Raw genomic sequence first — 23,490 nt, 5'->3', positions numbered from 1 at the left:
CCGTCCGACCGTCGCTAGAACCAGGCCCGAACGCCGACGACGAACCGGGTGTCTTCCGCGCTCCGACCGTCTGCTTCCAGAAAGTCAGCCGTATTGCCGAAGCTCCTCGTCCATTCGACACCAACGTAGGGGGCGAACTCCTTGCGCACTTCATAGCGGAGACGCGCGCTGAGTTGCAGGGAACTCAGGCCGGAGCCGATCGAGAGCTCGGGAATGTCCTCTGCGGACAGGAGAACTTCTGCTCGCGGTTGCAGAATCCATCGCTGGGTGATGCGCTGATCGTAGAGCGATTGAACACGTGCCGTGAGTTCTCCCCTGTTGGAAAGGAAGGCGGAGGCATCGACCTCAAACCAGTAGGGCGCGAGGCCCTGCATCGCCACGACCAAGTCGGTTCTGTCCGCTTCGGGTCGGTAGGTCTGACGGAGGCCAGCCTGCAGATTCCAGAACGGCAGGACGGCCCTGCTGTACAGCGCCTGAACCTCGGCTTTCTCGAGCTTGCCGCCGAATGCGCCTTCACCCTCGGACTTCCACCAGAAGCGATTGATATCGCCGCCGCTCCACCCTTGGGCATCCCAGGCATAACCTTCACCGTCGTCGGCAAAGGTTCCTTCCAGCCGCTCCACGATAACCGCAGTTGTCAGGATGTCGCCGTTTTCGATGCGCAGTTCCTCGCGGGACGCTTCCATCTCGGCCGGGTCGAACAACAGGTCAGCGGCGTGGGCCGGTCCGCTTGACGCCCGAGCCGGGGGAGGTGTCTCAGGCGGCCGTCCCGGATTGTTGGCGCTTGTCGGCACATCCGGCGGCATGGCCATGCCCTGCATGTCATGCCCGGTCGGCATCTGACCCATGGTCGACATGTCGTGCCCCATCGGCATCGCCGGCGCCGCCGGAGTCTGGCCCATGGTCGACATATCGTGACCCATCGGCATTGCCGGTGCTGCCGGAGTCTGGCCCATGGTCGACATATCGTGACCCATGGGCATTGCCGGTGCTGCCGGAGTCTGGCCCATGGTCGACATGTCGTGACCCATCGGCATTGCCGGTGCCGCCGGAGTCTGGCCCATGGTCGACATATCGTGACCCATGGGCATTGCCGGTGCCGCCGGAGTCTGGCCCATGGTCGACATATCGTGGCCCGCATGCGGATCTGACGCGGAAGTCGGCAGTCGGGCAGGAACCGCGCCCGCCGGACACACCGGGGCTCCGGCAGATCCGATTCGAGAGGGGTCGGCATTCGGCGCGGCGCGGCGAACACAGCCGGGCGGCAGTGGAGCGGGCTGCACCTGCGCTGTGGGAGTATGTCCGGCATGGGACTGGGCGAACGCCGGTGCAGCGACGAGCATCAAGGGCAGAAGGGCGACGGAGGTCCGGATCATGCGGCGGCTCCTTCCAGGGGTCGGACAGTGACGACGTTGAACATTCCCGCGTGCATGTGCATCAGCAGATGGCAGTGGAAGGCCCAGTCGCCGGGGTTGTCGGCGGTCAGGTCGAAGGTGACCTTGCCGCCCGGCGCGACATTGACCGTGTGCTTCAGCGGCTGGTGCCCGGCCGGACCGCCCGTGACCAGTTCGAAGAAATGGCCGTGCAGGTGGATCGGGTGGGCCATCATCGAATCATTGACCAGGGTGACCCGCACGCGTTCATTCAACTCGAAGCGGAACGGCTCCACCCCCTCGCTGAATTTCTCGCCATCGAAGCTCCACATGAACCGTTCCATATTACCGGTCAGGTGGATTTCCATGCTGCGACTGGGCGGCCGCCGATCCTTGTTCGGCTGCAGCGCCACGAGGTCGGTATAGACCAGTACTCGGTGGTCGACCTCGGTCAGGCCGATCGGGCGCTCGCCCAGTCGGTTGACCGGCGTCATTGCAATGGCATCGACCCCGACCCCGACCCGCATGTCAGGAGGGGCGTTCTCGGGATCCCGCATATTCATGCCGGACATGCCTCCCGTCGCCGCGCCGCCCGCAGCAGCATCAGGGGCCATTCCTGCCATGGGGGCGGTGGGTGCCATTCCCGGCATGGCTCCATGATCCATGCCGCCCATCCCGCCCATGCCCATGTCCTTCATGGTCAGATTGGGCACCTCACGCAGCGGCGGCACCTCGGCCGTCATGCCCATCCGGGGCGCGAGGGTGGCGCGACCCATGCCGGAACGGTCGATGGCTTCGGAGACGATGGTGTAGGCGCGATCCTCGGTCGGGCGGACGATGACGTCATAGGTCTCGGCGACCGAGATCTGGAACTCGTCGGTCTCGACCGGGCGGACGTTCTCGCCGTCGGCCTGCACCACGGTCATGGCCAGGCCGGGAATGCGGACGTTGAAGATCGACATGGCAGAGGCGTTGATGACGCGCAGCCGCACCCGCTCGCCGGGCCGGAACAGGCCGGTCCAGTTCTCCTGCGGGCCGTGGCCGTTGATCAGATAGGTGTAGGTGGTGCCGCTCACATCGAGGATGTCACGCGGGTCCATCCGCATCCTGCCCCACGCCCTGCGCTCCTCCAGACTCATCCGGTCGCTGCCGTCCAGCAGCCCGGCAAGAGTGGTTCTCTGGCGGTTGAAATAGCCCGGGCTCTTCTTCAGCTTCTCGAGGATTTCGTGCGGATGCATGAAGCTCCAGTCCGACAGGACCAGCACATGTTCGCGGTCATAGCCGACCGGATCGGCGCCCGCCGGGTCGATGACGATCGGACCGTAGTGCCCCAGCGCCTCCTGCAGGCCCGAATGGCTGTGGTACCAGAAGGTGCCCGACTGCCGGACCGGGAACTCATAGACGAAGGTCTCGCGCGGCTTGATGCCGGGAAAGCTGATGCCCGGCACGCCATCCATCTGGAACGGCAGCAGCAGCCCATGCCAATGGATCGAGGTATCCTCGTCCAACTGATTTTGCACCGCCAGTCGGACGTTCTGGCCCTCGCGCAGACGCAGCAACGGCGCGGGTAACACACCGTTGATGGTCGTCGCGGTCGCGGTCCGGCCGCCGACCGTGAACGGAGACTGGCCTATCGTCAGATCGATGTTGGGACCGGTCAGGGTCGGCAAGTCGGCGCGCAGTCCGGCCGAACCTGTCTGGGCCCAGGCGGGCATAAGCCCCTGAAGACCCAGAAGTCCGCCTCCCGCGACCGCGCCACGCAGCAGTCCTCGACGATCGAGCTTCATTGGCTACTCCTGAAATGCGTCCAATCGCCTCGCCGCAAGCGGCGGCGGCGACCTCTAAGGTTCTACGCAGCCCACGCCCCGATCCCTCGCGGCAAGCTGACGCAATAAAAAAGAAATCCTTTCACGGGAGCACCCGCGTCAAAGAGGGCCTCGGAAGTATTCCGCAGGAGCCGCCATTCGGTTGCGCCCTCTCGCGGTTCCCGGTCTCACAATCCAACCGTCCGCAGCCGCAGCGCATTAGCGATCACGCTGACCGACGACAGGGACATGGCCAGGGCGGCCAGCGCAGGGGTCAGAAGCAGGCCGAAGGTCGGATACAGAAGACCCGCCGCGACGGGGATACCGAGCGCGTTGTAGCCAAAGGCGAACACCAGGTTCTGGCGGATGTTGGCCATCACCGCCTTCGACAGGCGTCGGGCCCGCACGATGCCCTGAAGGTCGCCGCCCAACAGGGTGACGCCGGCGCTCTCGATAGCCACATCGGAGCCCGCGCCCATGGCCACGCCGACGTCGGCCGCCGCCAGCGCCGGCGCATCGTTTACCCCGTCGCCGGCCATGGCCACGACCCGGCCCTCGGCGCGTAGTCGCTCAACCACGGCCGCCTTGTCCTGGGGGAGGACCTCGGCCTGGACATCGTCAATGCCTAGCCGCGCCGCCACGGCCTCGGCCGTGGTCCGGTTGTCGCCGGTCATCATCACCAGCCGCAGCCCCGCCGCCTTCAGATCACGGATGGCGTCGGCGGTCGTGGCCTTGACCGGATCGGCGATGCCCAGCACGCCCGCCGCCCGGCCATCCACGGTGACGAAGATGGCGGTGGCACCGTCCTGGCGCAGACTCTCGGCCTCCGCCTCCATGGGCCCGACATCGACGCCGATCTCTTTGAGATAGCGGCCGTTGCCCAACGCCACACGGCGGCCGTCGACGACACCGGTGACGCCACGCCCGACCGGGCTGTCGAACTCCGACGCCTCCGAGAGGACGAGGTCGCGATCGGTCGCCGCGCGGACGACAGCGTCGGCCAGGGGGTGTTCGCTGCCCCGCTCCAGACTGGCGGACAGCCGCAGCAGTTCGGCCTCGTCAAAGCCGGCGGCGGGCCGGATCGCCGTAACCGACGGCCGCCCTTCGGTCAGGGTGCCGGTCTTGTCGAGCACCAGGGTGTCGACCTTCTCAAAACGCTCCAGCGCCTCGGCGTTCTTGATCAGCACCCCGGCGTGGGCCCCGCGCCCGACCCCGACCATGATGGAGATCGGCGTGGCCAGGCCCAGGGCACAGGGACAGGCGATGATCAGCACCGACACGCCCGCGATCAGGGCATAGGTCAGGCGCGGTTCGGGCCCGAATACACCCCAGACGATACCCGCCAGGACGGCTGTGGCGATCACCATCGGCACGAACCAGCCCGAGACGGTATCGGCCAGCCTCTGGATCGGCGCACGACTGCGCTGGGCCTGGGCCACCATCTGGACGATCCGCGACAACAGGGTGTCGGCCCCGACCTTGTCGGCCCGCATCACGAATGAGCCGGTCCTGTTCAGCGACCCGCCGACGACGCTGGCCCCCGGCTCCTTGGTCACGGGCATGGATTCCCCGGTGACCATGGATTCATCGATCGAAACCCGGCCGTCGAGAATCTCGCCGTCGACGGGCACCTGTTCGCCCGGTCGCACCCGCAGGCGGTCGCCGACGGCGACGAGATCCAGGGTGACGTCCTCATCCGTCCCGTCGTCGCGGACGCGCCGCGCGGTCTTGGGGGTCAGGTCCAGCAAGGCCCGGATCGCGCCGGAGGTCTGTTCACGCGCCCGCAGTTCGAGGATCTGGCCGATCAGCACCAGGACGGTGATGACCGCCGCCGCCTCGAAATAGACCGGTGCGCTGCCGTCCATGCGCCGCACCGCCTCGGGAAACAGTCCCGGTGCCAGGACGGCGACCACACTGTAGATCCAGGCCGCGCCCACGCCGATGGCAATCAGGGTGAACATGTTGAGGCTGCGGTTGCGCAGCGACGCCCAGCCGCGCTCGAAAAAGGGCCAGCCGGCCCACAGCACCACGGGCGTCGCCAGGGCGAACTGGATCCAGTTCGAGGTCTGCCCCGGGATCCGCATCATCAGACCAGTCAGATGCCCGCCCATCTCGAGGGCGAACACCGGCAGGGTCAGGACCAGGCCGACCCAGAACCGTCGGGTGAAGTCGATGAGCTCGTGATTGACGGGCGCTTCGGCGGTTACGGTTTCAGGTTCAAGCGCCATGCCGCAGATCGGGCACGACCCCGGTCCTTCCTGACGGATCTGGGGATGCATGGGACAGGTGTAGATCACCCCGGGGATAACGGGCTCGGGCGCAGGCCTTTCGCCGAGATAACGGTCCGGTTCCGCCACGAATTTGCTCTGACAGCCAGCTGAACAGAAGAAGTAGTTCTCGTCCTCATGGCTGGCGCGGTGCGCCGTGGTCGACGCATCCACCGTCATGCCGCAGACCGGATCAACCGCCTTGACGCTGTCACCGTTGGATTCTTCCGAACAGCTGCCGTGGGCAGCCGTATGGGAATGGGGCGTCATTGACATGATCGAGTTCCTTGAATCTCGGGCGACACATATACCCCATTAGGGTATACCGCAAGATGCAGTCACAGGCTATTGCGCAACGACCGGAGAGGGGAATTGGATGCAAACCGTGACGAAACCTAAGGTGATCAACCGCCTGAACCGGATCGAGGGCCAGGTGCGCGGCATCGGCCGGATGGTCGAGGACGACCGCTACTGCGTCGATGTCCTGACCCAGATCCAGGCTGTGCGGGCGGCGCTGCTGCGGGTCGAGAGCGAGGTCCTCAAAGACCATCTCGACCACTGCGTCATGGGGGCAATGACCGGCGAGGATCCGGTCGACCGCAAGGCCAAGGCCGCGGAGTTGATCGACCTGCTCGGCCGCGCCAGCCGTTAGCGCCGAGAGAAGTCGGGTCAGGCACGTCGCCGGAACGGCTCCATGAGCTGGAGGAGATATCCCTTCGGATAGTCCGGTCGACCGAACACGCCAATTTCGCCGGCTCGGGGCGTGTTCGCGCCGGATCGGAATGTGCCCAGCAGATGATCCCACAGGCTGGTGAACAGTCCGAAATTGACGTCACCGTCAGTCTGTGACGCCAGATGGTGGTGGCGGTGAGCGGGTGCCACGGCCCAGATGTAGATCAACGGTCCGATCTTCATGTCGACGTTGGAATGCTGCAGGATGAGTTGGATCGCCACGGCGAAGGCCAGTAGCCAGGCGATGGTCTGTGGCATCCCCATCAGTACCAGAGGTGCAACACCCGCCGTCAGTTCGATCGCTTGATGAAGGGGATGTTTCAGCAAGCCATTGAACCCGTACATGCGTTTGACAGCGTGATGCACGGCGTGAAGTCGCCACAGTGTCGCGAAGCGGTGGCTGGCGTAGTGGGCAAGAGTAATACCCAGATCGGCCACCAGGATGGCGAACGCCAGCTGCCCCCACAGCGGCCAGTCGGCCGGCCAGACGCTGAAATTCGGAATCCAGCCGGCAACGAGGGGGACGGCCAGCACCGACAGAAAAATTGATGTTTCATTGACGACCGCATGAATCAGGTCGCGTCCATCGTCTCCATGCGAATGGTTCCAGGCCCGCTCGTAGGGAGCCACGTTCTCGGCCATAAAGGAGAGGGCCGGCGCCATGCCCAGCAGGATTGGCAAACCCCACAGCGGAGCGCCCTTTTCAGCGAGAGTCAGGGCGGACCACAGAAAGCCAACGAAAAACACGGGCGCATAAGCGACACGGACGACGAACCTGAGCAGAGACATCGGGCGGCTCCATTGACGCCTCAACCTGTTCCGGTTTGACAGGGTTCTATTGAACGAACCGATTGCCCGCGGAGCGCACCGCGCCCGAAATCTGCAAGGGCGTCACGCCGAACATGCGCCTGGTGATGCGGTTGAGGTGTGCCTGATCGGCGAAACCGCCGGCCACCGCCGCTTCGGCCAGTCCGGCACCGCGCGCCATTTCCCGCCCGGCTCTCTGCAGCTTTCGCCACAGCAGCCATTGCGACAGCGGGACCTGCATTTGCGCCTGCGCCAGAACCCTGAGACGCACGGGCGAAAGGCCGACCATCGCCGCAGCCCGGGAGATGGCCCCGGGCGCAGGATCTTCGGATGCCTTCAGGAGCGCCTCTTCAAGTCGCGGATCCAACCTTGCTTCCCCTGCCCCGAGCCCGGCCTTGAGGTCCTCGACAATGCTCTCTGCCGAGACCGTGAGGCTCAAGAAGGGCGCAACAGCCGGCGGAGCGACCGCCGCGTTGGCCGGAGCGATGGATGCAAGAAGTCGCGAGGCCAGCGGAGTGTGCGTCTCCAGATATAGTAACAGGACTGATCCACCCACGTCCGCCATTTGATGCCGCACACGAGGCCCGATGATGAGCGCCTGACCAGTTAAGGTGCGATTGCCGTCCAGAATCACGCGAACCGAGCCCGAGCGCGCCACGGCCAACTGGATTGCGATATGGGCATGGGCAACGTGGTCCGCGTGCGGCCCCTCGTATGCGGCCCAGCCGTCGCCCATGGCGAAACCCGTGCTCGATAAAGGCGTTGCCATAATCTCCCGGCGTCCCCGTCGGTCCGATCACCGGAACTGACTTCCGGCTTCATCGCCGCTCCAGGTGAAACTCGCAAGGAACCTGATTTCGGCCGACCCAAAGCGAGAGACCAGCGTCATTGTTGCCCCGCAGCCGCCCGGGCGTCTGAACCGCCCCTGAACCTTGCCGGCATGAGGGATGTGCACCACCGACGCGTAACCCAATTAGGCGGACGTTCCTGTCCCGTCCGACCCCGGGGGGCCATCACGCATGACGTCCGTATCGCCCACCCGCGACGGTTATCCCGCCGACCTGAGAGCCCTGACCAGCCTACGGGCCTTCCTGGCGGTGGGCGTGGTTCTGTTCCACTACCAGCTTCAGTGGGACCCCGCCCTGGGTTTCAGCCCGATCATCGAGCGGTCCCGGCTGGCGGTGGACGCCTTCTTCATGCTGTCGGGGTTCATCCTGGCCCACGTCTATGGCCCGGCCGTCGCCGCCGGAACCTTCAGCTACCGGCGCTTCATCGTCGCCCGCATCGCCCGGCTCTACCCCCTGCACCTCGCGGTGCTGGCCGGCGTACTGGCCATGGTGATCGTCGCCAGAGCTGCCGGGGTCCAGTACGACCCGGCCACCTACACATTCGAAGGGTTCATCAAAACCTTGCTGCTCGTCCAGGCCTGGTTTCCGAGCCTTGTCGGCTACAACTGGAGCGGCCCGTCCTGGTCCCTGTCTGCCGAATGGTTCGCCTATCTGCTCTTCCCTGCCTATGCGCTGATCGCGATGAAGTTGAAGACCCGACCCTGGGCCCTGCTCTTTCTGGGCGCGCTCGGCTTCGTCATGATCGACGCCGTCTATGGCCAGATGGTCGGCAAGGTGCTGCCGCGTGCCGAGGACAACATGGGCATCCTGCGCATCCTTCCGGAGTTCCTGATCGGAATGGCGCTCTATGGGCTGGGCCATCAATGGCACTGGCCCCGCCCCATCGCCATCGCCGCTTGCGTGATCGCCTCCCTGGGCCTTCTGCTGGCCATGCAGTTCAGTCTCGACGACCGGCTGGTCGTTGCCCTGGCCGCGCCGGTCATCCTGACCTGGTCCATGCTCGCCAAGGCTGCTGAACAAGGTCCCCTGTCCGCACCCCTGGCCGTCTTCTCGGGCGAGGCCTCCTTCGCGCTCTACCTGGTCCATATGCCGCTGCTGGTGGCCTACAAGGGCATCGCATCGGAACTTCGTGGGATCGACAGCGGCTTCTACATGTCTCCCCTGGAACTGGCGGGCCTGTTCGTGGTCACCGTCGCCGCTGCCGCCGCGCTGCATCTGGGTGTGGAAAAACCTGGACGCCGCTGGATCCGGCGACGCTTCGAAGGCCGGACACCTCCCCCGTGCGGGACTGGCTGACGCCCTTTCGCCGGGTGCGCCTCGTGCACCCTAGTCTCTTACCTGGCGAGTCAGCGCGACCCGGAACGACAGGTGCAATACGTCGCCGGAGCCGAATTCCCTCACCGAGGGTCGTTGAATTCGTCCGTCCGGCCGATCTTTTTTCACCCCGGCAACCCTGAAGTTTACGACACGTTTCGGCCGGACTAGAAGGAACGGAGGTTTATCATGAACGCCAAGACCTATCTGCGCTTCGGCGCGATGATCGCGACATCCACACTCGTCATGTTCGGATTGATGTATCTGAACACCTACCAGCTGGACCACGCCCGGTTCAGCGAGACCCGGGCCTGGATGGCGCTGGTGATGGGCGCGGTCATGGCCGTCATCATGCTGCTGTTCATGCTCAAGATGTACACGGACAAGCGTCTGAACCTGGCCATCATCGGCGGAGCCGTCCTGGTGTTCGCCGGATCGCTCTGGCTCGTCCGCAGTCAGGAGACGGTCAATGACGTCGACTATATGCGCGCGATGATCCCGCATCACTCGATCGCCATCCTGACCAGCGAGCGCGCCCATATCCGCGACCCGCGGGTGCGCGAACTCGCCGACGGCATCATCGAGGCGCAAAAGCGCGAGATCGCCGAGATGGACGCGCTCATCGCCGACCTCGAACGCAATCCCACACCCTCCACGGCACCCGATCTACCCGCCTACACCCGGCGCTGATCAGGATCTTCGATCGGGAGCTACCCAAGCCCGCGTCGTCGCCCGCGTCGTCGCCCGCGTCGTCGAATGACCCGTCGAAAGGCCCGGCCGCCCTGGGTTCTTTCCTCAATCGCGCGGCTGATGGCACGGCCGTCGGGGAACGCCACTTCCTGTCGCTCTCGCGCGTCCTTGTCTTGCCTGGGACCGGTCCTTCGTGCCGCACAGGTCATCCCCGCCTCAAAACGCGCGGCCCAGGCTGCCGGTGCCGACCGCGCGCTCGCCCGCCGGACCGGCGGCCTGTCTTCCCCACTGAGCCATCCCTCCCGGATCTGCTCATTGAAAGGCCCGGTGGACCCGAAGGGTGTGGCTGTCGACCGAGCGCCCGTGCTTCGGCCTGACAGGTCTGCGGCGCTCCACCACGGGGCGACGATGACAGCTTGTTGAGTTGCGGCAAGCTCCCCGACGGCGTCTCTCCGATGCTCGGGCAGGAGGGCTTTCGTGATCAAGCCGACGGACATTGAGACCGACCTCTCAGGGCGTCGACAGGACGAGATCGCCCGCGTCGCCAGGGAACTGGCGCGGTACGGCTTCTATGTGATGGACGCGCTGTTGCCCCACGACATCCGCGCCAGACCCATGCCTTCGCGAACTCCGGCTCCGCCCGGGCCTGAAGCCGGGCCCGGAGGCCGTCTAGGCGCCGAGGACGCCCAGGTGCTCGAGCAGGATGGCCAGGCCGAGCGCGACGAGGGCGAGACCCCCTAACAGCTCAACCGCCTTGCCAAAGCGCCGGCCGACCATACGACCGATCACCATGCCGATGGTCGCGAGCAGGAAGGTCGTGAGCCCGATCGAGGCGGCGATGATCCAGATGTTGGCCCCGATGAAGGCCAGGCCGACCCCGACGGCAGCGGCGTCGATACTGGTCCCGACCGCCGTCGCGATCAGCCCCCAGGGTCCGGAACGGCGCGGCTCGTCGCACGCATCCCCCGGTCGGAAACGGGTCGCTTCCCAGATCATCCTGCCGCCCACGGCGGCCAGCAGGCCGAAGGCGATCCAGTGATCGATCTTCTCGACCAGACCCGCAGCGACTATGCCGAGCCCCCAGCCTATCAAGGGCGTGATGGCTTCGATGACACCGAAGACCAGACCCGCCTTGACCGCGCCGGGCAGGGTCGGACGGTGCGACGCGCCGCGACCGACCGCCGCTGCGAAAGCATCGGTGGACATGCTGAGTGACAGGACAGCGATGGCAAGGGGAGTCATGACGGACATCCACCGGGCGACGAACAGCGCTTCCCTCCTCGGCCGGTGCGGCGGTGGGACGCGCTGGTCTCGCCAGGCGGTGGTTCCGCTGGTCGGACCACGCGTCGAAACGCGAGTGTGTTGATCCGACCCCGGCGATCAGATGCCGGAAGCTACTCCCCAACAGGAAGCGCCTTCTAACCACCCTCGCGCGTTCCGGCAAGATACTATAGGGGAGTACCCATGGCCCACACCTCCACCAACAAGAAGAAGCTCGTCGCCCGCGTCCGCCGCATCGCCGGCCAGCTCGGCGCGATCGAGCGCGCGATCGAGGCGGAGGCCGGCTGTTCGCAAATCCTGCAGCAGGCCGCCGCCGCCCGCGGCGCCATGAGCGGATTGCTGGAAGAGCTGATCGAAGATCACCTTCGTCACCACGTCGCCGATCCCGGTCTGAGCGAGGCGGATCGCCAAAGCGGCGCTGACGAACTGAGCCTCCTCATCCGCCGCTATTCCAGATGAAGCCAGCGCCATGACCGCCACCGAGTCTGACTATCTGACCCACGACCACCATTTCCTCAGCCGGTCGCACGATGAGAGTGCGCGGCGGACGTTGTGGGTCGTCGGCCTGACCGCCGTCATGATGGTCGGGGAGATCATCGCCGGCATGGTCTATGGCTCGATGGCCCTGCTGGCCGACGGTTTCCACATGGCCACCCATGCCGGCGCCCTGGCCGTGGCGGCCGGGGCCTATGCCTATGCCAAGCGCCATTCGGCCAACCGGCGCTTCAGCTTCGGGACCGGCAAGGTGGGCGACCTCGCTGGCTTCGCCTCGGCCTTGGTGCTGGGCATCGTCGCGCTCGGGATCGCCGGAGAGTCCATCGCGCGCCTGTTCGATCCGCGCTCGGTCGCCTTCGGTCAGGCCACGCTCGTCGCCGTTCTCGGTCTGGGCGTCAACCTGGTCAGCGCCCTGCTGCTGGCCGGGGGCGGTCATCATCATCATCATCATGGCCATCACGACCACGGCCACCATGGTCATGACCATGACCGGGATGTCGATCGACATGATGATCATCACCCTGGGCACGGCGCCCATCGCGACAACAACCTGCGCTCAGCCTATGTCCACGTCCTGGCCGACGCCCTGACGTCGGTGCTGGCCATCGTCGCCCTGGTGGCGGGCCGCTATCTCGGCTGGGTCTGGCTGGATCCATTGATGGGCGTCGTCGGCGCCATCGTCATCGCACGATGGTCATGGTCGCTGATGCGCGACACCGCCGCGGTCCTGCTCGACACGACGGACAGCGCCCTCGAGGCCGAGGTACGCGAATGCGTGGAGGGACCGGGCGATGCCCGGATCACCGACCTGCACGTCTGGCGGGTCGGACCAGAGGCCCACGCCGCCATCGTCAGTGTCACCGGCGGGATCGACACCGAAACCATACGGACCCGGCTGCGGCCGGTTCACGAACTCGGACATCTCACCGTGGAGTGCCGCTGACCCGGTTCGGCCGCCCGACGAAGCCCTCGCGAGTGACCGTCAGCACACCCGGATGCTCGTGTGAAACGATCCGCCCTTGCGTCGGGCCGCGCCAGACGGCTCGCGCCGGCCGCCTGCGCTGAAACCGGCCAGGCCCCGGAATGCCCGCCGATGTTGACCTCGCCCGGCGCTCAGCCCGGTCCCGGTTCGAAGACGACGGTGGTCCTTCCATGATGCCCTTCGGGGCGGAGGTGGATCTGGTCGCGCACGGAATAGAGGTAACCGGTCCCCAGCAGCCGGGCGAGCGCGATCGCCCCCGTGATCATCCAGCCGGTGCGATCGCGAGGCCCCGCCAACGCACCGCCGACGATGATGATTCCAAGGACCAGACCGTAGCCGTAATGGAGCGGCATCCGGTACGCCCCCAACAGGCCGAACGCGATAGACACGGCAACGCCGGCGGCCACCAGACCGGCGGCGACGGCCACCACGGCGTCACGCACGGGCTGCGGCTCCGCGGGCCGCCTCTGAGGACGAACGCGCCGCCGCTTGCCATAGCGACCTTCACGCCAACGGAGCTCGCGGCTTCGGATAGCGGAACGCTTGCCTGCCACGGCGTCAGCGCTTTCCGGCCGTGACCGGAGCATCCTCGTGGCGCGCGAGCATGACCTTCATGCGCACGATCTCGACATCCCGGCCCGCAATGATCTCTTCGGCGAGACTGCGGACCTCCGGCGCTTCGCCATGCTCAACGGCGATCCGCGCCATGGCGAGGCCCCCCTCCTGATTGGCGATCATGGCGCGCAGGAAATCGATATCGGCGTCGCCCGTGTAGTCGACGCTCATGTCGCGATTCATTTGCGCGTTCGCCTCGCGAAAGGCGCGGGTCGACGGGCTGTCAGCGGGGATCCCGCCATGGCTGGCCTCGGTGTCGATCGGGCGTGCGTCCATGGGAGGACGCTCGTCGATCACACCGGAAGGCTGCCGGGAGAGCAGGCCGAAGGCGAAGGCGGAGAGCGCGAGAAAGAGGGCGATGGCCGAAGCCCATCCGATCCGTTTCATGACGGTATCCTCGAATCTGCCGGTGCCCCCTGGCGAGCCACCGGTATTTCATTGGGGGTCCGGTCCCCTGCCGGGTCACGGTAGCCGAGCAGCCTCAGGGCGTTGATCACCACCAGCAGGGTCGATCCCTCGTGAAGCGCCACGGCCGGACCAATGCCCAGTCCGAGGATGGTCGCCGGCACGAGGAAGGCGACGACGCCGAGGCTGACGTAGAGGTTCTGGCGAATAATGCCGCGGGTCCGTCGGCTCAGGCCGATGGTGAAGGGCAGTTGGGACAGGTCGTCCGACATCAGGGCGACGTCCGCGGTCTCGAGCGCGACATCCGAACCGGCCGCGCCCATGGCGATACCGACCGTGGCCGTGGCCATGGCCGGCGCATCGTTCACCCCGTCGCCGACCATGGCGATCTTGCCGTCCGCGCGCAGGCGTTTGATGGCGTCGACCTTGTCCTCGGGCATCAGATCGCCCCATGCCTCGGTCAGCCCGACCTGACCGGCGATGGCCTGGGCCGCCTTCTGGTGATCGCCCGAGATCATGATCATGCGCTGAACGCCCAGGGCCCGGAGCGCGGTGAGCGTCGTCCGCGCCGCGGCGCGTGGCGTATCGAGCAGGCCGATCACCCCGAGGTCGCGCGCGCCTCGCCGCACCACCATCAGGGTCCGCCCCTGCAGGCGCAACTGGGCGACGACGGCCGTCGCCTCATCGCCGAGGGCGGCCACGCCGTCGGCCCCGAACATCTCCGGCTTTCCGATCCAGATCGTCTCTCCGCCCAGTTCAGCGGTCACGCCCTTTCCCGTGAGGCTCTTGAGGTCGGTCGCGGCCGCAAGACCCGTGTCGCCCAGTCGTTCGGCGCCGTCGCGCACAATCGCCTCCGCCAGCGGGTGGTCGCTGAGCCGCTCGACGGCGACGGCGGTGGCCAGAAGGTCGGCTTCCCGGGTCCCGCGCACCGGCACGACCTCGGTGATGCGAGGCCGGCCCTCGGTCAGGGTGCCGGTCTTGTCGAACGCGATCGCATTGAGCGAGCCGAGATTCTCCAGCGGTGCGCCGCCCTTGATCAGAACACCGGCGCGCGCGGCGCGCGCCACACCGGACAGGACGGCGCTGGGGGTGGCGATGGCAAGCGCGCACGGGCTGGCCGCGACGAGCACCGCCATGGCCCGGTAGAAGCTGTCGCGGAACGGCTCGTCGACCACCACCCAGGCGAACAGCAGCACGAAGGCCAGCGCCAGCACCAGCGGCACGAAGATGCGCTCGAACCGGTCCGTGAAGCGCTGCGTCGGCGACTTCTGCGTCTCCGCCTCACTCACCATCCGCACCACCTTGGCCAGGGTGGTGTCGCTCGATTTGCGGGTCGTCTCGATCTCGATGGCGCCGGCGCCGTTGATGGTGCCCGCGAAGACCAGGGACGCCGGTCCAACCTGGGCCGGCCGGGCGCGGGCGGCGGCCGCGTCCGCGACCGGCTGCTTGTCGACCGGCATGCTCTCGCCGGTGACCGGCGCCTGATTGATGCTCGTCGTTCCTTCCACGACGAAGCCGTCGGCCGGAAGCCGTTCGTTCGGACGAACCACCACGGTGTCGCCGACCCGCAGATCCTCGACCGGAAGTTCGACGACCTGCCCGTCACGCCGCACATGGGCGGTTCGGGGCGCCAGTTCCGCCAGGGCCTCGATCGCACGTCTGGCCCGCCCCATGGCGTAGTTTTCAAGGGCATGGCCGATGCTGAACAGGAACAACAGAAGGGCTCCCTCCGCCCAGGCGCCGAGCGCCGCCGCGCCCGCCGCGGCGACGAGCATGAGGGTGTCGATCTCGAACCGCTTCTGCCGGAGGTTCTCGAACGCTTCACGGACGGTGAAGAGACCGCCGAAGCCGTAGGCGATGAGGTAGAGTGCGAGCGGGCCCCAGTCCGGGACGCCCGCCGCCAGTTTTTCGAGGGCGAAGCCCAGGCCCAGGGCGCCGCCGGAAGCCACGGCGAAAATCACCTCGGTGTTGGGACCGAGAACGCCCCCGTGGCCATGTTCGTGGCCGCCACCCGCCCCTTCGGCATGGGCTTCGCCCTTCGGCCGCGCGATATCCCCAAAAGTCATTCGACGTTCTCCTGACCGGCGTCTGCCGGCATGGGCTCCGGCCAGCGCAGGACCTCCACGGCCTCAAGAGTGACGGGGCCGAGGTGTTCGAGATCGGAAAGGGTTTCCAGAAACGCCCTGAGCCTGGATTCGCGGTCGAGCAGTTCGACGATCAGGGACTGGTCGTCGTCGAGCAGATGGCGGCGATGAAGGTGGGGCGTGTGGCCGAAACCCACGAGGGCTCGCAGGACCGTCGCGCCCGCCAGGCCGGCCGCCTGGGCGCGTTCGGTCACGATTTCGAAGACCTTGCGGTCGCCGAAATAGGCGGCCTCATCGGTATAGAGTCGCATCAGTTTGATCGGGTCGGGCATGATCGCCTCCTTGGATGGGGGATCCCCGCCGCCGATACGACGGCGGGGACCGGGACTATTCCGCCGGGACCGGCTCGATGGCCGGCATGTCGGTGGGTTTGGGACGTCGCCCCTCGGTGAGGCCGAGGACCAGCCGGCTCATGGCCGGCAGGACCAGCAAGGTCAGCAGTGTCGCGGTGACCAGTCCGCCGATGACCACCATGGCCAGGGGCTTCTGCACCTCGGCTCCGGTGCCGTGGGCCAGGGCCATGGGCACAAAGCCGATGGCGGGCACCAGGCCGGTCATGATCACCGGCCGCACCCGTTCCATACAGCCCTCGATGATGGAGCGGGAAAGCTCCATCCCGTCATCGAGCCGTTGCCGGATCGAGGACATGACCACCAGGCCGTTCAACACCGCCACCCCGGCCAGGCAGATGAAGCCCACCGCCGCCGATACCGAGAAGGAAATGCCGGTCAGGGCCAGGGCGAAGACGCCGCCGGCGAGACCCAGAGGCACGGTCAGGAAGACCGCCACCGCGCGCCCGAATGTGCCGACCGCGAGGAACAGCACCGCGAAGATGGCCAGGAAGCAGATCGGCACCACCAGCGACAGACGGTCGGAGGCCGCCTTGAGGTTCTGGAACTGGCCGCCCCATTCGATCCAGGAGCCGGCCGGCAGGGCGACGGCCTCGACCCTGGGCATGGCTTCCCTGACGAACGATCCCACGTCCCGGCCGCGCACATTGGCCTGGACCACGACACGGCGCTTGCCGTTCTCGCGGCTGATCTGGTTCAGGCCCTCCGTGAAGTTGAACGACGCCACCTGACGCAAGGGTACGGAGCTGCGGGTTCGACCTTCCTGTTCAGGCAGCATGACCGGGATCGCGCCGATGGCGTCGAGATCATTGCGACTGGCGCCGGGAACCCTGACCACCACATCGAAGCGGCGATCGCCTTCGAACAGCTGCCCGGCCTCGCGTCCGCCCATGGCGGCGGCGACCGTGTCGGCCACCTCCTCCACGGTCAGGCCGAACCGCGCGATAGCGGGTCGGTCGAAGGTCACATCCAGCGACGGCGCGCCGTCGGTCTGTTCGACCTTGACGTCGGCCGCGCCCGGCGTGGCGTTCAACTGCGCCGCGATCTGGTTGGCGGTGGCGGTCAGCTTGTCGAGATCGTCGCCATAGATCTTGATGGCCACGTCGCCACGCACGCCGGCGATCAGTTCGTTGAACCGAAGTTCGATCGGCTGGCTGAGCTCATAGCCTTGCCCCACCTGGGCGTTGGCCGCAGCCTCCACCCGTTCGATCACGTCTTCCTTGTTGTCGACGCCCTCCGGCCATTGATCCTGGGGCTTCAGGATGATGAAGCCGTCAGAGATGTTGGGCGGCATCGGATCGGTGGCGACCTCGGCGGTGCCGGTCTTGGAGAACATGACCTCGACCTCGGGCAAGGCGGTTACCGCCCTCTCGACACCGAGCTGCATCCGGATGGACTGCTCAACCGCCGTCGAAGGCACGCGCTGGGAAGCCATCGCCAGATTGCGTTCATCAAGCGTCGGGATGAACTCCTGGCCGAGCATGGTGAAGATCACCCCCGCCACGGCGAACAGGGCCAGACCGCCGCCGACAAACGGCCAGGGGCGGGCCACGGCCCGGTGCAACACGGGTTCGTATTTCGCCTTGATCCAGCGAATGACGAACACGTCCTTCTCGGAAACCTTGTTGCGCATCACCAGGGCGACCATGGCCGGAATGAAGGTGATGGACAGGATGAAGGCGGCGACCAGGGCGAGCATCAGGGTGATGGCCATTGGGGAGAAGGTCTTGCCCTCGACGCCCTGGAACGTCAGCAGCGGCGCGAAGACCAGCAGGATGATGGCCTGGCCGTAGACCGTGGGCTTGATCATCTCCTGGGTGGCGATGGTGGTCTCCTCGAGCCGTTCACGCAGGCTGAGCAAACGGCCTTCGTGATGCTGGCGTTCGGATAGTCGTCTCAGGCAGTTCTCGATGATGATCACCGAGCCGTCGACGATGAGGCCGAAATCGAGCGCGCCGAGACTCATCAGGTTTCCCGATACGCCGAGATAGTTCATGCCGATGGCGGTCATGAAGAACGAGATCGGGATGATCGCCACCGCGATCAAAGCGGCGCGGACGTTGCCGAGCAGCAGGAACAGGGCGATGGCGACCAGGATGGCGCCCTCGATCAGGTTGCGCTGAACGGTAGCGATCGTGGCGTTGACGAGCTTGGAGCGGTCCAGAACCGGGGTGACCTTGATCCCCGGCGGCAGGGATCGAACGGTCGCTTCCAGCTGTTCGCCGACCGAGCGCGCGACGGTACGGCTGTTCTCCCCGATCAACATCAGGGTGGTGCCGATGACGACCTCGTGGCCGTTCATGGTCGCTCCGCCGGTCCGCAGATCGCCGCCGAGACGCACCGTGGCGATATCGCGCACAGCGACGGGAACGCCGCCGCGCGTGGCGACGATGGCCTCCTCGATCTGGCTGAGGCTGCGGATGCGCGCGTCGGCGCGCACCAGATAGGCCTCTCCCCCGCGTTCGACGAAATTGGCGCCGACCGAAAGGTTCGCGGCTTCCAGCCCTTCCGCCAGCTCGCTGTAGGAGACCCCGTACTGGGCCAAACGGGTCGCGTCGGGCTCGACGACATACTGTTTTTCGAACCCGCCGATGGAATCCACCCCGGCGACGCCGTTCACCGTCCGCAGTTGCGGCGCGATGATCCAGTCCTGGACGGTCCTCAGATAGGCCGCGCGGGAGACGTCGTCAGTCAGCCGGTCGCCCTCGGGCGTCAGGAACGACCCATCGGATTGCCAACCCGGCTGACCATTGCGCACAGTCGCGCCGCGACCGCCTGGGTTCTCGTAGTCAATGGCGTACATGAAGACTTCGCCCAGACCCGTGGTCACGGGTCCGATCTGCGGCTGAACGCCGTCGGGCAGGTTTTCCTGGGCCTGGACGAGGCGCTCACTGACCTGCTGGCGCGCGAAATACAGATCGACATTCTCGTCGAAGATCACGGTGACCTGGGAGAAGCCGTTGCGCGACAGGGATCTGGTCGATTGCAGGCCGGGGATGCCGGCCATGGCGGTCTCGACCGGGAAGGTGACGCGTTTCTCGATCTCGACGGGCGAGAGCGAGGCGTCGGAGGTATTGATCTGGACCTGGTTGTTGGTGATGTCGGGCACTGCGTCGATCGGCAGTTGGGTCAACTGCCAGGCGCCGTAGGTGGAGACGACCAGCACGAGGGCGATGATGATCCATCGCGCCCGTACCGACAGGGCCATGAGGTTGGCGATCATGATCTAGTGCTCCACTTCGCCGGCGCCCAGCGCAGCCTTCAGCAGGAAGGCGTTACGGGTCGCCACCGTCTGACCGGCCCGGAGCCCGGATGTGATCTGGGCCCGTCCGGCGCTGCGCTGGCCGACAATGACCGGCACGGCCGTAAAGCCGGAGGCGGACCGCACGAACACCACCTCCTGGCCCTCGACGGTCTGGATGGCTTCCTCGGGCACCGAGACGCCGTCGGTCGTCCGGGCGTCGCGCGTGTAGATTCGCACGGCGATCGCCTGGCCAGGACGCAGGCCGCCGACCCCTGACACGTTGAGCAGTACGGTGGCGGCGCGGCTTTGCGCATCCACGCCCGGCGTGATCGATCGCACCGTGGCCTGCACCTCCCCTTCGGGCAGGCTGATGGACGCCCGGTCACCCGGCGCAATCCGGTTCGCGTCATCGGCCGAGACCGCTGCCTGGATCTGGATCTCGCTGGAGTTGGCCACGCGGAACAGTTCGGTGCCGGCGCTCACGAAGGCGCCCAAGGTCGCGTTGGAGACGGTCACCCGGCCACTGATCGGGCTGACGACGCCCGTACTGCGGCCGTCGCCGGAGACCCGCGCGGCGGCGGCGGCGGATGAGGTGCGCCGCGCCTCCGCCTCGGCTTCCGCCAGGACGGTCTGGGCCGCTTCCAGATCCTGCCGGGCGGTAATCTGGGCGTCGAACAGGCGCTGCTCACGGGCCAGAGCCTGCCGGGCCGCGGTCAGCCGGGCCTGGGCCGTCGCCCGTTCGGCGGCGATCGCGGAGGCTTCGCGGCTCTCGATAAGCGCGACGGTCTGGCCCGCGCGGACGCTGTCGCCGAGGCGAAGCGAGACGCCGGTGATCACCCCGTCGGCGCGGGCCGCCAGAACGGCCTCGCCCCTGGGCGTCCCCACGACGGTGCCCTGGGCCACGATCTCGGCGCTGAGCGAACCGCTGCCGACGGGTGCCAGAACGATGCCGGCCGCCTGAATGCGGGCGGCGTCCATTTCCAGAGCCTCGCCGGCACCATGGCTTTCTTCCGCCCCGGCGGCGGTTTCCGGTGCGGCATCCGCACCGCGGGTCATGCTCCAGACCGCGTAACCGCCGCCCAGAACCAGGACCGTCGCGGCCGCTCCCGCCAGGAGGCGTTGTTTGTTGGTCAATCTCTTCATCGGGCGGATCCTTCGGTTTCGGAGGCGCGGGTCAGGGCGGCGACGGCTTGCGCCCGCTCCAGCTCGGCGGTGATCATGGCGGCCTGAACGGTGTTGAGCGCCTCTTCGGCGTCCAGCACGTCCAGCAGGGTGAAGCGGCCGGCCGAGAAGCCTTCGCGAGCGATGCGTACGGCTTCGATCGCCTCGGGTTCGGCCTGGTTTTCAAGGAAGGCGAGTTGCGCCTCAGCCGTGCGAAGCGCGGCCTGGGCGTCACGCGTCCGCCGGATAGCGGCGGCGAGGGCGGCGTTGCGGCGGGCTTCGGCCCCGGTCCGCTCGGCGTTGGCCGCGGCGATATTGCCCTGGTTGCGGTCGAACAGACCCAGCGGCATCGACGCGCCGAATACCAGGGCGGTATCGTCCGTTCCGCGGAACTGGCGGGCGCCGACGCTCACCGTCACATCCGGCCGCGACAGGGTGCGTTCGCGATCCACGACGGCGATCGAGGTGGCGACCTCCGCCTCGGCGAGCCGCACGTCGAGCGCGCGAGCCGGATCAATGATGGCGGCGGACACCGATGGCGTATCCGGGGCGATCGGCTCGGGCAGGTTCTCGCTGCCGCCCCAGAGCGCGGCGAGCGCCCGCCGGGCTTGCGCGTATTCGGCCTCGGCGGCCCGGACCCGGCCCACGGCTTCAAGAGCCGCCGTGCGCGCCCGCAGGGCACGAAGGGGCGGCTCGCGGCCCGCGTCGACCAGTTCAGTGGCGATGGTCTGCAGATTGTCGGCCCGCACGAACTGGTCACGGGCGAGTTCGACCCGTCGACTGTCGGCCCAGGCTTCAGCATAGGCGTCACGCACCTGTTGCTGCAGATCGGCGCGAGCGACCCCGAGACGCAGGCGCGCGACGTCCACCTCGGCCCGGGCGGCGCGCTCGCGCGCGGGCCGCTTTCCGCCGAGTTCAAATCTCTGTCCGACGCTCAGCGTGCTCTCGGCTTCGTTCAATCCGGAAAGCGCGCCGGTGCCGGAAAAATTCTCGACCGATAGATCTAGCTCCGGGTTCGGCCTGAAACCGGCCTGCCGGGCTCGACCGAGGGCGACGGCAACGTCGGCTTCAGCGGCCGCCAGAGTGGGCGAAGAGGCCGCGGTGCGCGCCAGCGCATCGGCCAGGGTGACGGGTTCGGCAAGGGCTGACCCTGGAGCCAGTATGGCCAGGGTCGCCGCGAATGTGATCGCGGCTCCGCCGGCCGCGGTGCGCGGCAGACGGCAATTTGTGGATAGCATGGTCCTGTTTCCCGGATGATTGACGTGGAAGGCGCGCGTGAGCGCGCGAACCCGTCAGCCCCTGGGAGGGCGGTCCGGTCCGGTGGGTTTGCGAGACGCAAGCCGATCGGTCGACGGCAACGCGGGATCTTGACCGTTCGTCGTCGGAGTCAGGGCTTCAGGTGTCTGGCCCGTCGCTGCGGAACTGTGATGGCAGTGGCCATGCGCGCAGATCGCGTGCTGATCGGGCCGGTCATTGTCGTCCGAATCAGGATCGACCGAGGAATCGGCGAGCCTCTCCGAGGCATGGGCGGTCGCCGCCTCGGGTGCGCAGGTGGCGGCCTCTGCGGCAGAGATCAGGACAAACAGGGCCAGGAACGACGCAAGCAGCGCCGTCATCCAACCGTGCCTGGCCGAGGACAATCCCATGGCGCTCCATAACACGGTGCGCCGCGACATCAATCTTCCAATCGTCGCACCGCCGCTCATGCCGCGACCGCCTGCGGACGATCCGCGCGACAGGTGGAGAACGAACCGGTCAAGGTGTGGAGCGGCTCGCCGGGTTTGAGCATCTGCCGGCCCGCCGCCGAGTCCTGCCTCTTCTTTCCGATGGCAAATCCATGAAGGAGCCGCCCGGACACGACCGTGTCGGCGATCCCGTCGCCCAGGAGCGCGGCCACATCGTGTGCATAGCGCTCGACAAGACCGATACCCTCGCCGGCGTCGGCCCCGGCTTTCGCCCGCCACAGGATGGCACGGTCGGGGGCGAGACTGACGCGGCGCGCGCCGGGCGCGCGCTGCGCCATGGTCACGACGAAGGATCCGGTGCCGCATCCGGGATCGATGACCGTCCCGCCCGCCCCCGGGGCGACTTGATCGCCAAGCCGCGACCACCAGAACTGCATCCGTGTCAGCAGGACGAAGGCGCGAACGCAGAGACCGCTCATGGCGGCATGGCCGAGGGCGGGGGTGAAGGGCACCGTCACGCCGCGGCCCTCAGCTCTGCGCGGGACTGTTTCAGGATCGACCAGGCCGACTGCAGAAAAACCACCGCCAGGATCGCGCCGGCGATGAGATCGGGCCAACGGGAGGCGGTGAGCCAGACGGCCAGACCCGTCGCGGCCACCACCAGGCTCTGGGTCAGATCGTTGCGCGTGCAAAGCCAGACCGAGCGGACGTTGGCGTCGCCCTCGCGGTGGCGGACCAGCAGGAGTGCGGCCAGCGCGTTGGCGAAGAAGCCCAGGACGCCAAGGCCGGTGATGACAAACCCTTCGGGCGGCGCTCCGGAGGTGGCGCGCCAGATCGCGTAGCCGAGGATGAACAGCGCGAGGGCTGCGAGGCTGGCACCTTTGATCAGGGCGGCGCCGGACCGCACAGCGACCGAGCGACCGATCACGGCCAGGCTGATGCCGTAGGTGGCGGCGTCGGCCAGGAAGTCGAGGGCGTTGGCGCCCAGGGACGCTGAGCCCTGCAAGGCCGCACCACCGGCTATGGCGACGAAGGCGGTCCCGTTGATGGCGATCACCGCCATCAGGATGCGGCGGTAGACCGGGGTGGAGCCGTCGAACTTGACGGTCTCGCCGCAGTCACAGCCCGAGGCTGCCAGTTCAGAAGATGAGGGTCGTTCATTCATGGAGCACCACCTGTTACCCCAAGGATGCATGCTCCAGTCGCTGGAGGATCAAGACAAAAATGCATCGTGGCCCCCTGGACGGCCGCCGTGACGAAAACGGGCTTGATCCTCTAGTAGCTAGAGGATG

General features: G+C 67.0%; 21 protein-coding genes and 1 riboswitch. Of the genes, 5 read left to right on the top strand and 16 right to left on the bottom strand.

Translation table 11 applies throughout. From position 1 onward, the window contains the following. Positions 1-14: 14 nt before the first annotated feature. From AAC050_RS00480 to AAC050_RS00470, 3 genes are all read right to left on the bottom strand, one after another. The gene (locus AAC050_RS00480) at positions 15-1,118 is read right to left on the bottom strand and encodes a copper resistance protein B (RefSeq protein WP_339913087.1); all 1,104 of its coding nucleotides are present in this window, start codon (positions 1,116-1,118) and stop codon (positions 15-17) included. A 254-nt stretch (positions 1,119-1,372) separates the two neighbouring features. Next, positions 1,373-3,160, bottom strand: a complete 1,788-nt coding sequence (locus AAC050_RS00475; RefSeq protein ID WP_298747061.1) for a copper resistance system multicopper oxidase — start codon at positions 3,158-3,160, stop codon at positions 1,373-1,375. A gap of 206 nt (positions 3,161-3,366) precedes the next feature. After that, positions 3,367-5,721, bottom strand: a complete 2,355-nt coding sequence (locus AAC050_RS00470; protein ID WP_339913086.1) for a heavy metal translocating P-type ATPase — start codon at positions 5,719-5,721, stop codon at positions 3,367-3,369. A 100-nt stretch (positions 5,722-5,821) separates the two neighbouring features. On the opposite strand from AAC050_RS00470, the gene AAC050_RS00465 reads away from it, so the two are divergent. Further along, positions 5,822-6,097: a metal-sensitive transcriptional regulator gene (locus AAC050_RS00465; protein ID WP_339913085.1), complete on the top strand. Its 276-nt coding sequence runs from the start codon at positions 5,822-5,824 to the stop codon at positions 6,095-6,097. Between the two features lie 17 nt (positions 6,098-6,114). Here the strand turns inward: AAC050_RS00465 and AAC050_RS00460 are convergent, their stop codons facing one another. Both AAC050_RS00460 and AAC050_RS00455 read right to left on the bottom strand, forming a co-directional pair. Further along, complete coding sequence (locus AAC050_RS00460; RefSeq protein ID WP_339913084.1) at positions 6,115-6,966, bottom strand: sterol desaturase family protein; 852 nt, start codon at positions 6,964-6,966, stop codon at positions 6,115-6,117. 46 nt (positions 6,967-7,012) lie between these two features. After that, positions 7,013-7,720 (bottom strand): helix-turn-helix transcriptional regulator, encoded by a 708-nt coding sequence (locus tag AAC050_RS00455; protein WP_339913083.1) that lies wholly within the window; start codon positions 7,718-7,720, stop codon positions 7,013-7,015. Positions 7,721-8,003: 283 nt separating this feature from the next. Here AAC050_RS00455 and AAC050_RS00450 point away from each other — a divergent pair, with 283 nt between their 5' ends. Together AAC050_RS00450 and AAC050_RS00445 are read left to right on the top strand one after the other, a co-directional pair. After that, positions 8,004-9,128 carry an acyltransferase gene (locus tag AAC050_RS00450; RefSeq protein ID WP_339913082.1) on the top strand — a complete coding sequence of 375 codons (1,125 nt, stop codon included), beginning with the start codon at positions 8,004-8,006 and terminating at the stop codon, positions 9,126-9,128. A gap of 207 nt (positions 9,129-9,335) precedes the next feature. Then, positions 9,336-9,836 carry a DUF305 domain-containing protein gene (locus AAC050_RS00445; RefSeq protein WP_298747043.1) on the top strand — a complete coding sequence of 167 codons (501 nt, stop codon included), beginning with the start codon at positions 9,336-9,338 and terminating at the stop codon, positions 9,834-9,836. A gap of 669 nt (positions 9,837-10,505) precedes the next feature. On the opposite strand, the gene AAC050_RS00440 is transcribed toward AAC050_RS00445, so the two are convergent. Then, positions 10,506-11,078 (bottom strand): manganese efflux pump MntP family protein, encoded by a 573-nt coding sequence (locus AAC050_RS00440; RefSeq protein ID WP_339913081.1) that lies wholly within the window; start codon positions 11,076-11,078, stop codon positions 10,506-10,508. A gap of 7 nt (positions 11,079-11,085) precedes the next feature. Further along, positions 11,086-11,248: riboswitch (yybP-ykoY riboswitch) on the bottom strand. 52 nt (positions 11,249-11,300) lie between these two features. Between AAC050_RS00440 and AAC050_RS00435 the strand changes: the two genes are divergently transcribed. Next, positions 11,301-11,576 carry a metal/formaldehyde-sensitive transcriptional repressor gene (locus tag AAC050_RS00435; RefSeq protein ID WP_339913080.1) on the top strand — a complete coding sequence of 92 codons (276 nt, stop codon included), beginning with the start codon at positions 11,301-11,303 and terminating at the stop codon, positions 11,574-11,576. A gap of 10 nt (positions 11,577-11,586) precedes the next feature. Further along, entirely contained in the window at positions 11,587-12,555 is a 969-nt protein-coding gene (dmeF, locus tag AAC050_RS00430; protein WP_339913079.1) for a CDF family Co(II)/Ni(II) efflux transporter DmeF, read from the top strand. 170 nt (positions 12,556-12,725) lie between these two features. Here the strand turns inward: dmeF and AAC050_RS00425 are convergent, their stop codons facing one another. The 10 genes from AAC050_RS00425 to AAC050_RS00380 form a co-directional block, all read right to left on the bottom strand. Continuing rightward, a complete protein-coding gene (locus tag AAC050_RS00425; protein WP_339913078.1) occupies positions 12,726-13,037 on the bottom strand; it encodes a hypothetical protein in 312 nt (103 codons plus the stop codon). Positions 13,038-13,152: 115 nt separating this feature from the next. Further along, positions 13,153-13,596 carry a DUF305 domain-containing protein gene (locus tag AAC050_RS00420; RefSeq protein ID WP_339913077.1) on the bottom strand — a complete coding sequence of 148 codons (444 nt, stop codon included), beginning with the start codon at positions 13,594-13,596 and terminating at the stop codon, positions 13,153-13,155. Beyond that, positions 13,593-15,680 (bottom strand): heavy metal translocating P-type ATPase, encoded by a 2,088-nt coding sequence (locus tag AAC050_RS00415; protein WP_339913076.1) that lies wholly within the window; start codon positions 15,678-15,680, stop codon positions 13,593-13,595. The genes AAC050_RS00420 and AAC050_RS00415 overlap by 4 nt, the downstream gene beginning before the upstream one ends. Beyond that, positions 15,677-16,030, bottom strand: a complete 354-nt coding sequence (locus AAC050_RS00410; protein ID WP_339913075.1) for a DUF190 domain-containing protein — start codon at positions 16,028-16,030, stop codon at positions 15,677-15,679. The genes AAC050_RS00415 and AAC050_RS00410 overlap by 4 nt, the downstream gene beginning before the upstream one ends. A 55-nt stretch (positions 16,031-16,085) precedes the next feature. After that, positions 16,086-19,331 (bottom strand): CusA/CzcA family heavy metal efflux RND transporter, encoded by a 3,246-nt coding sequence (locus AAC050_RS00405; RefSeq protein ID WP_339913074.1) that lies wholly within the window; start codon positions 19,329-19,331, stop codon positions 16,086-16,088. Between the two features lie 3 nt (positions 19,332-19,334). Then, on the bottom strand, positions 19,335-20,495 hold the full coding sequence (locus AAC050_RS00400) for an efflux RND transporter periplasmic adaptor subunit (RefSeq protein WP_339913073.1): 1,161 nt from the start codon (positions 20,493-20,495) through the stop codon (positions 19,335-19,337). Continuing rightward, positions 20,492-21,751 carry a TolC family protein gene (locus AAC050_RS00395; protein ID WP_339913072.1) on the bottom strand — a complete coding sequence of 420 codons (1,260 nt, stop codon included), beginning with the start codon at positions 21,749-21,751 and terminating at the stop codon, positions 20,492-20,494. Before AAC050_RS00395 ends, AAC050_RS00400 begins: the two co-directional genes overlap by 4 nt. A gap of 54 nt (positions 21,752-21,805) precedes the next feature. Continuing rightward, positions 21,806-22,129 (bottom strand): hypothetical protein, encoded by a 324-nt coding sequence (locus AAC050_RS00390; RefSeq protein WP_339913071.1) that lies wholly within the window; start codon positions 22,127-22,129, stop codon positions 21,806-21,808. 86 nt (positions 22,130-22,215) lie between these two features. Beyond that, the gene (locus AAC050_RS00385) at positions 22,216-22,716 is read right to left on the bottom strand and encodes a hypothetical protein (protein ID WP_339913070.1); all 501 of its coding nucleotides are present in this window, start codon (positions 22,714-22,716) and stop codon (positions 22,216-22,218) included. After that, positions 22,713-23,363, bottom strand: a complete 651-nt coding sequence (locus AAC050_RS00380) for a cation transporter (RefSeq protein ID WP_339913069.1) — start codon at positions 23,361-23,363, stop codon at positions 22,713-22,715. Before AAC050_RS00380 ends, AAC050_RS00385 begins: the two co-directional genes overlap by 4 nt. Positions 23,364-23,490: the final 127 nt, after the last annotated feature.

The organism is uncultured Brevundimonas sp. (assembly GCF_963974615.1).
GTDB lineage: Bacteria > Pseudomonadota > Alphaproteobacteria > Caulobacterales > Caulobacteraceae > Brevundimonas.
This window is presented reverse-complemented; position numbering and strand designations above follow the sequence as displayed.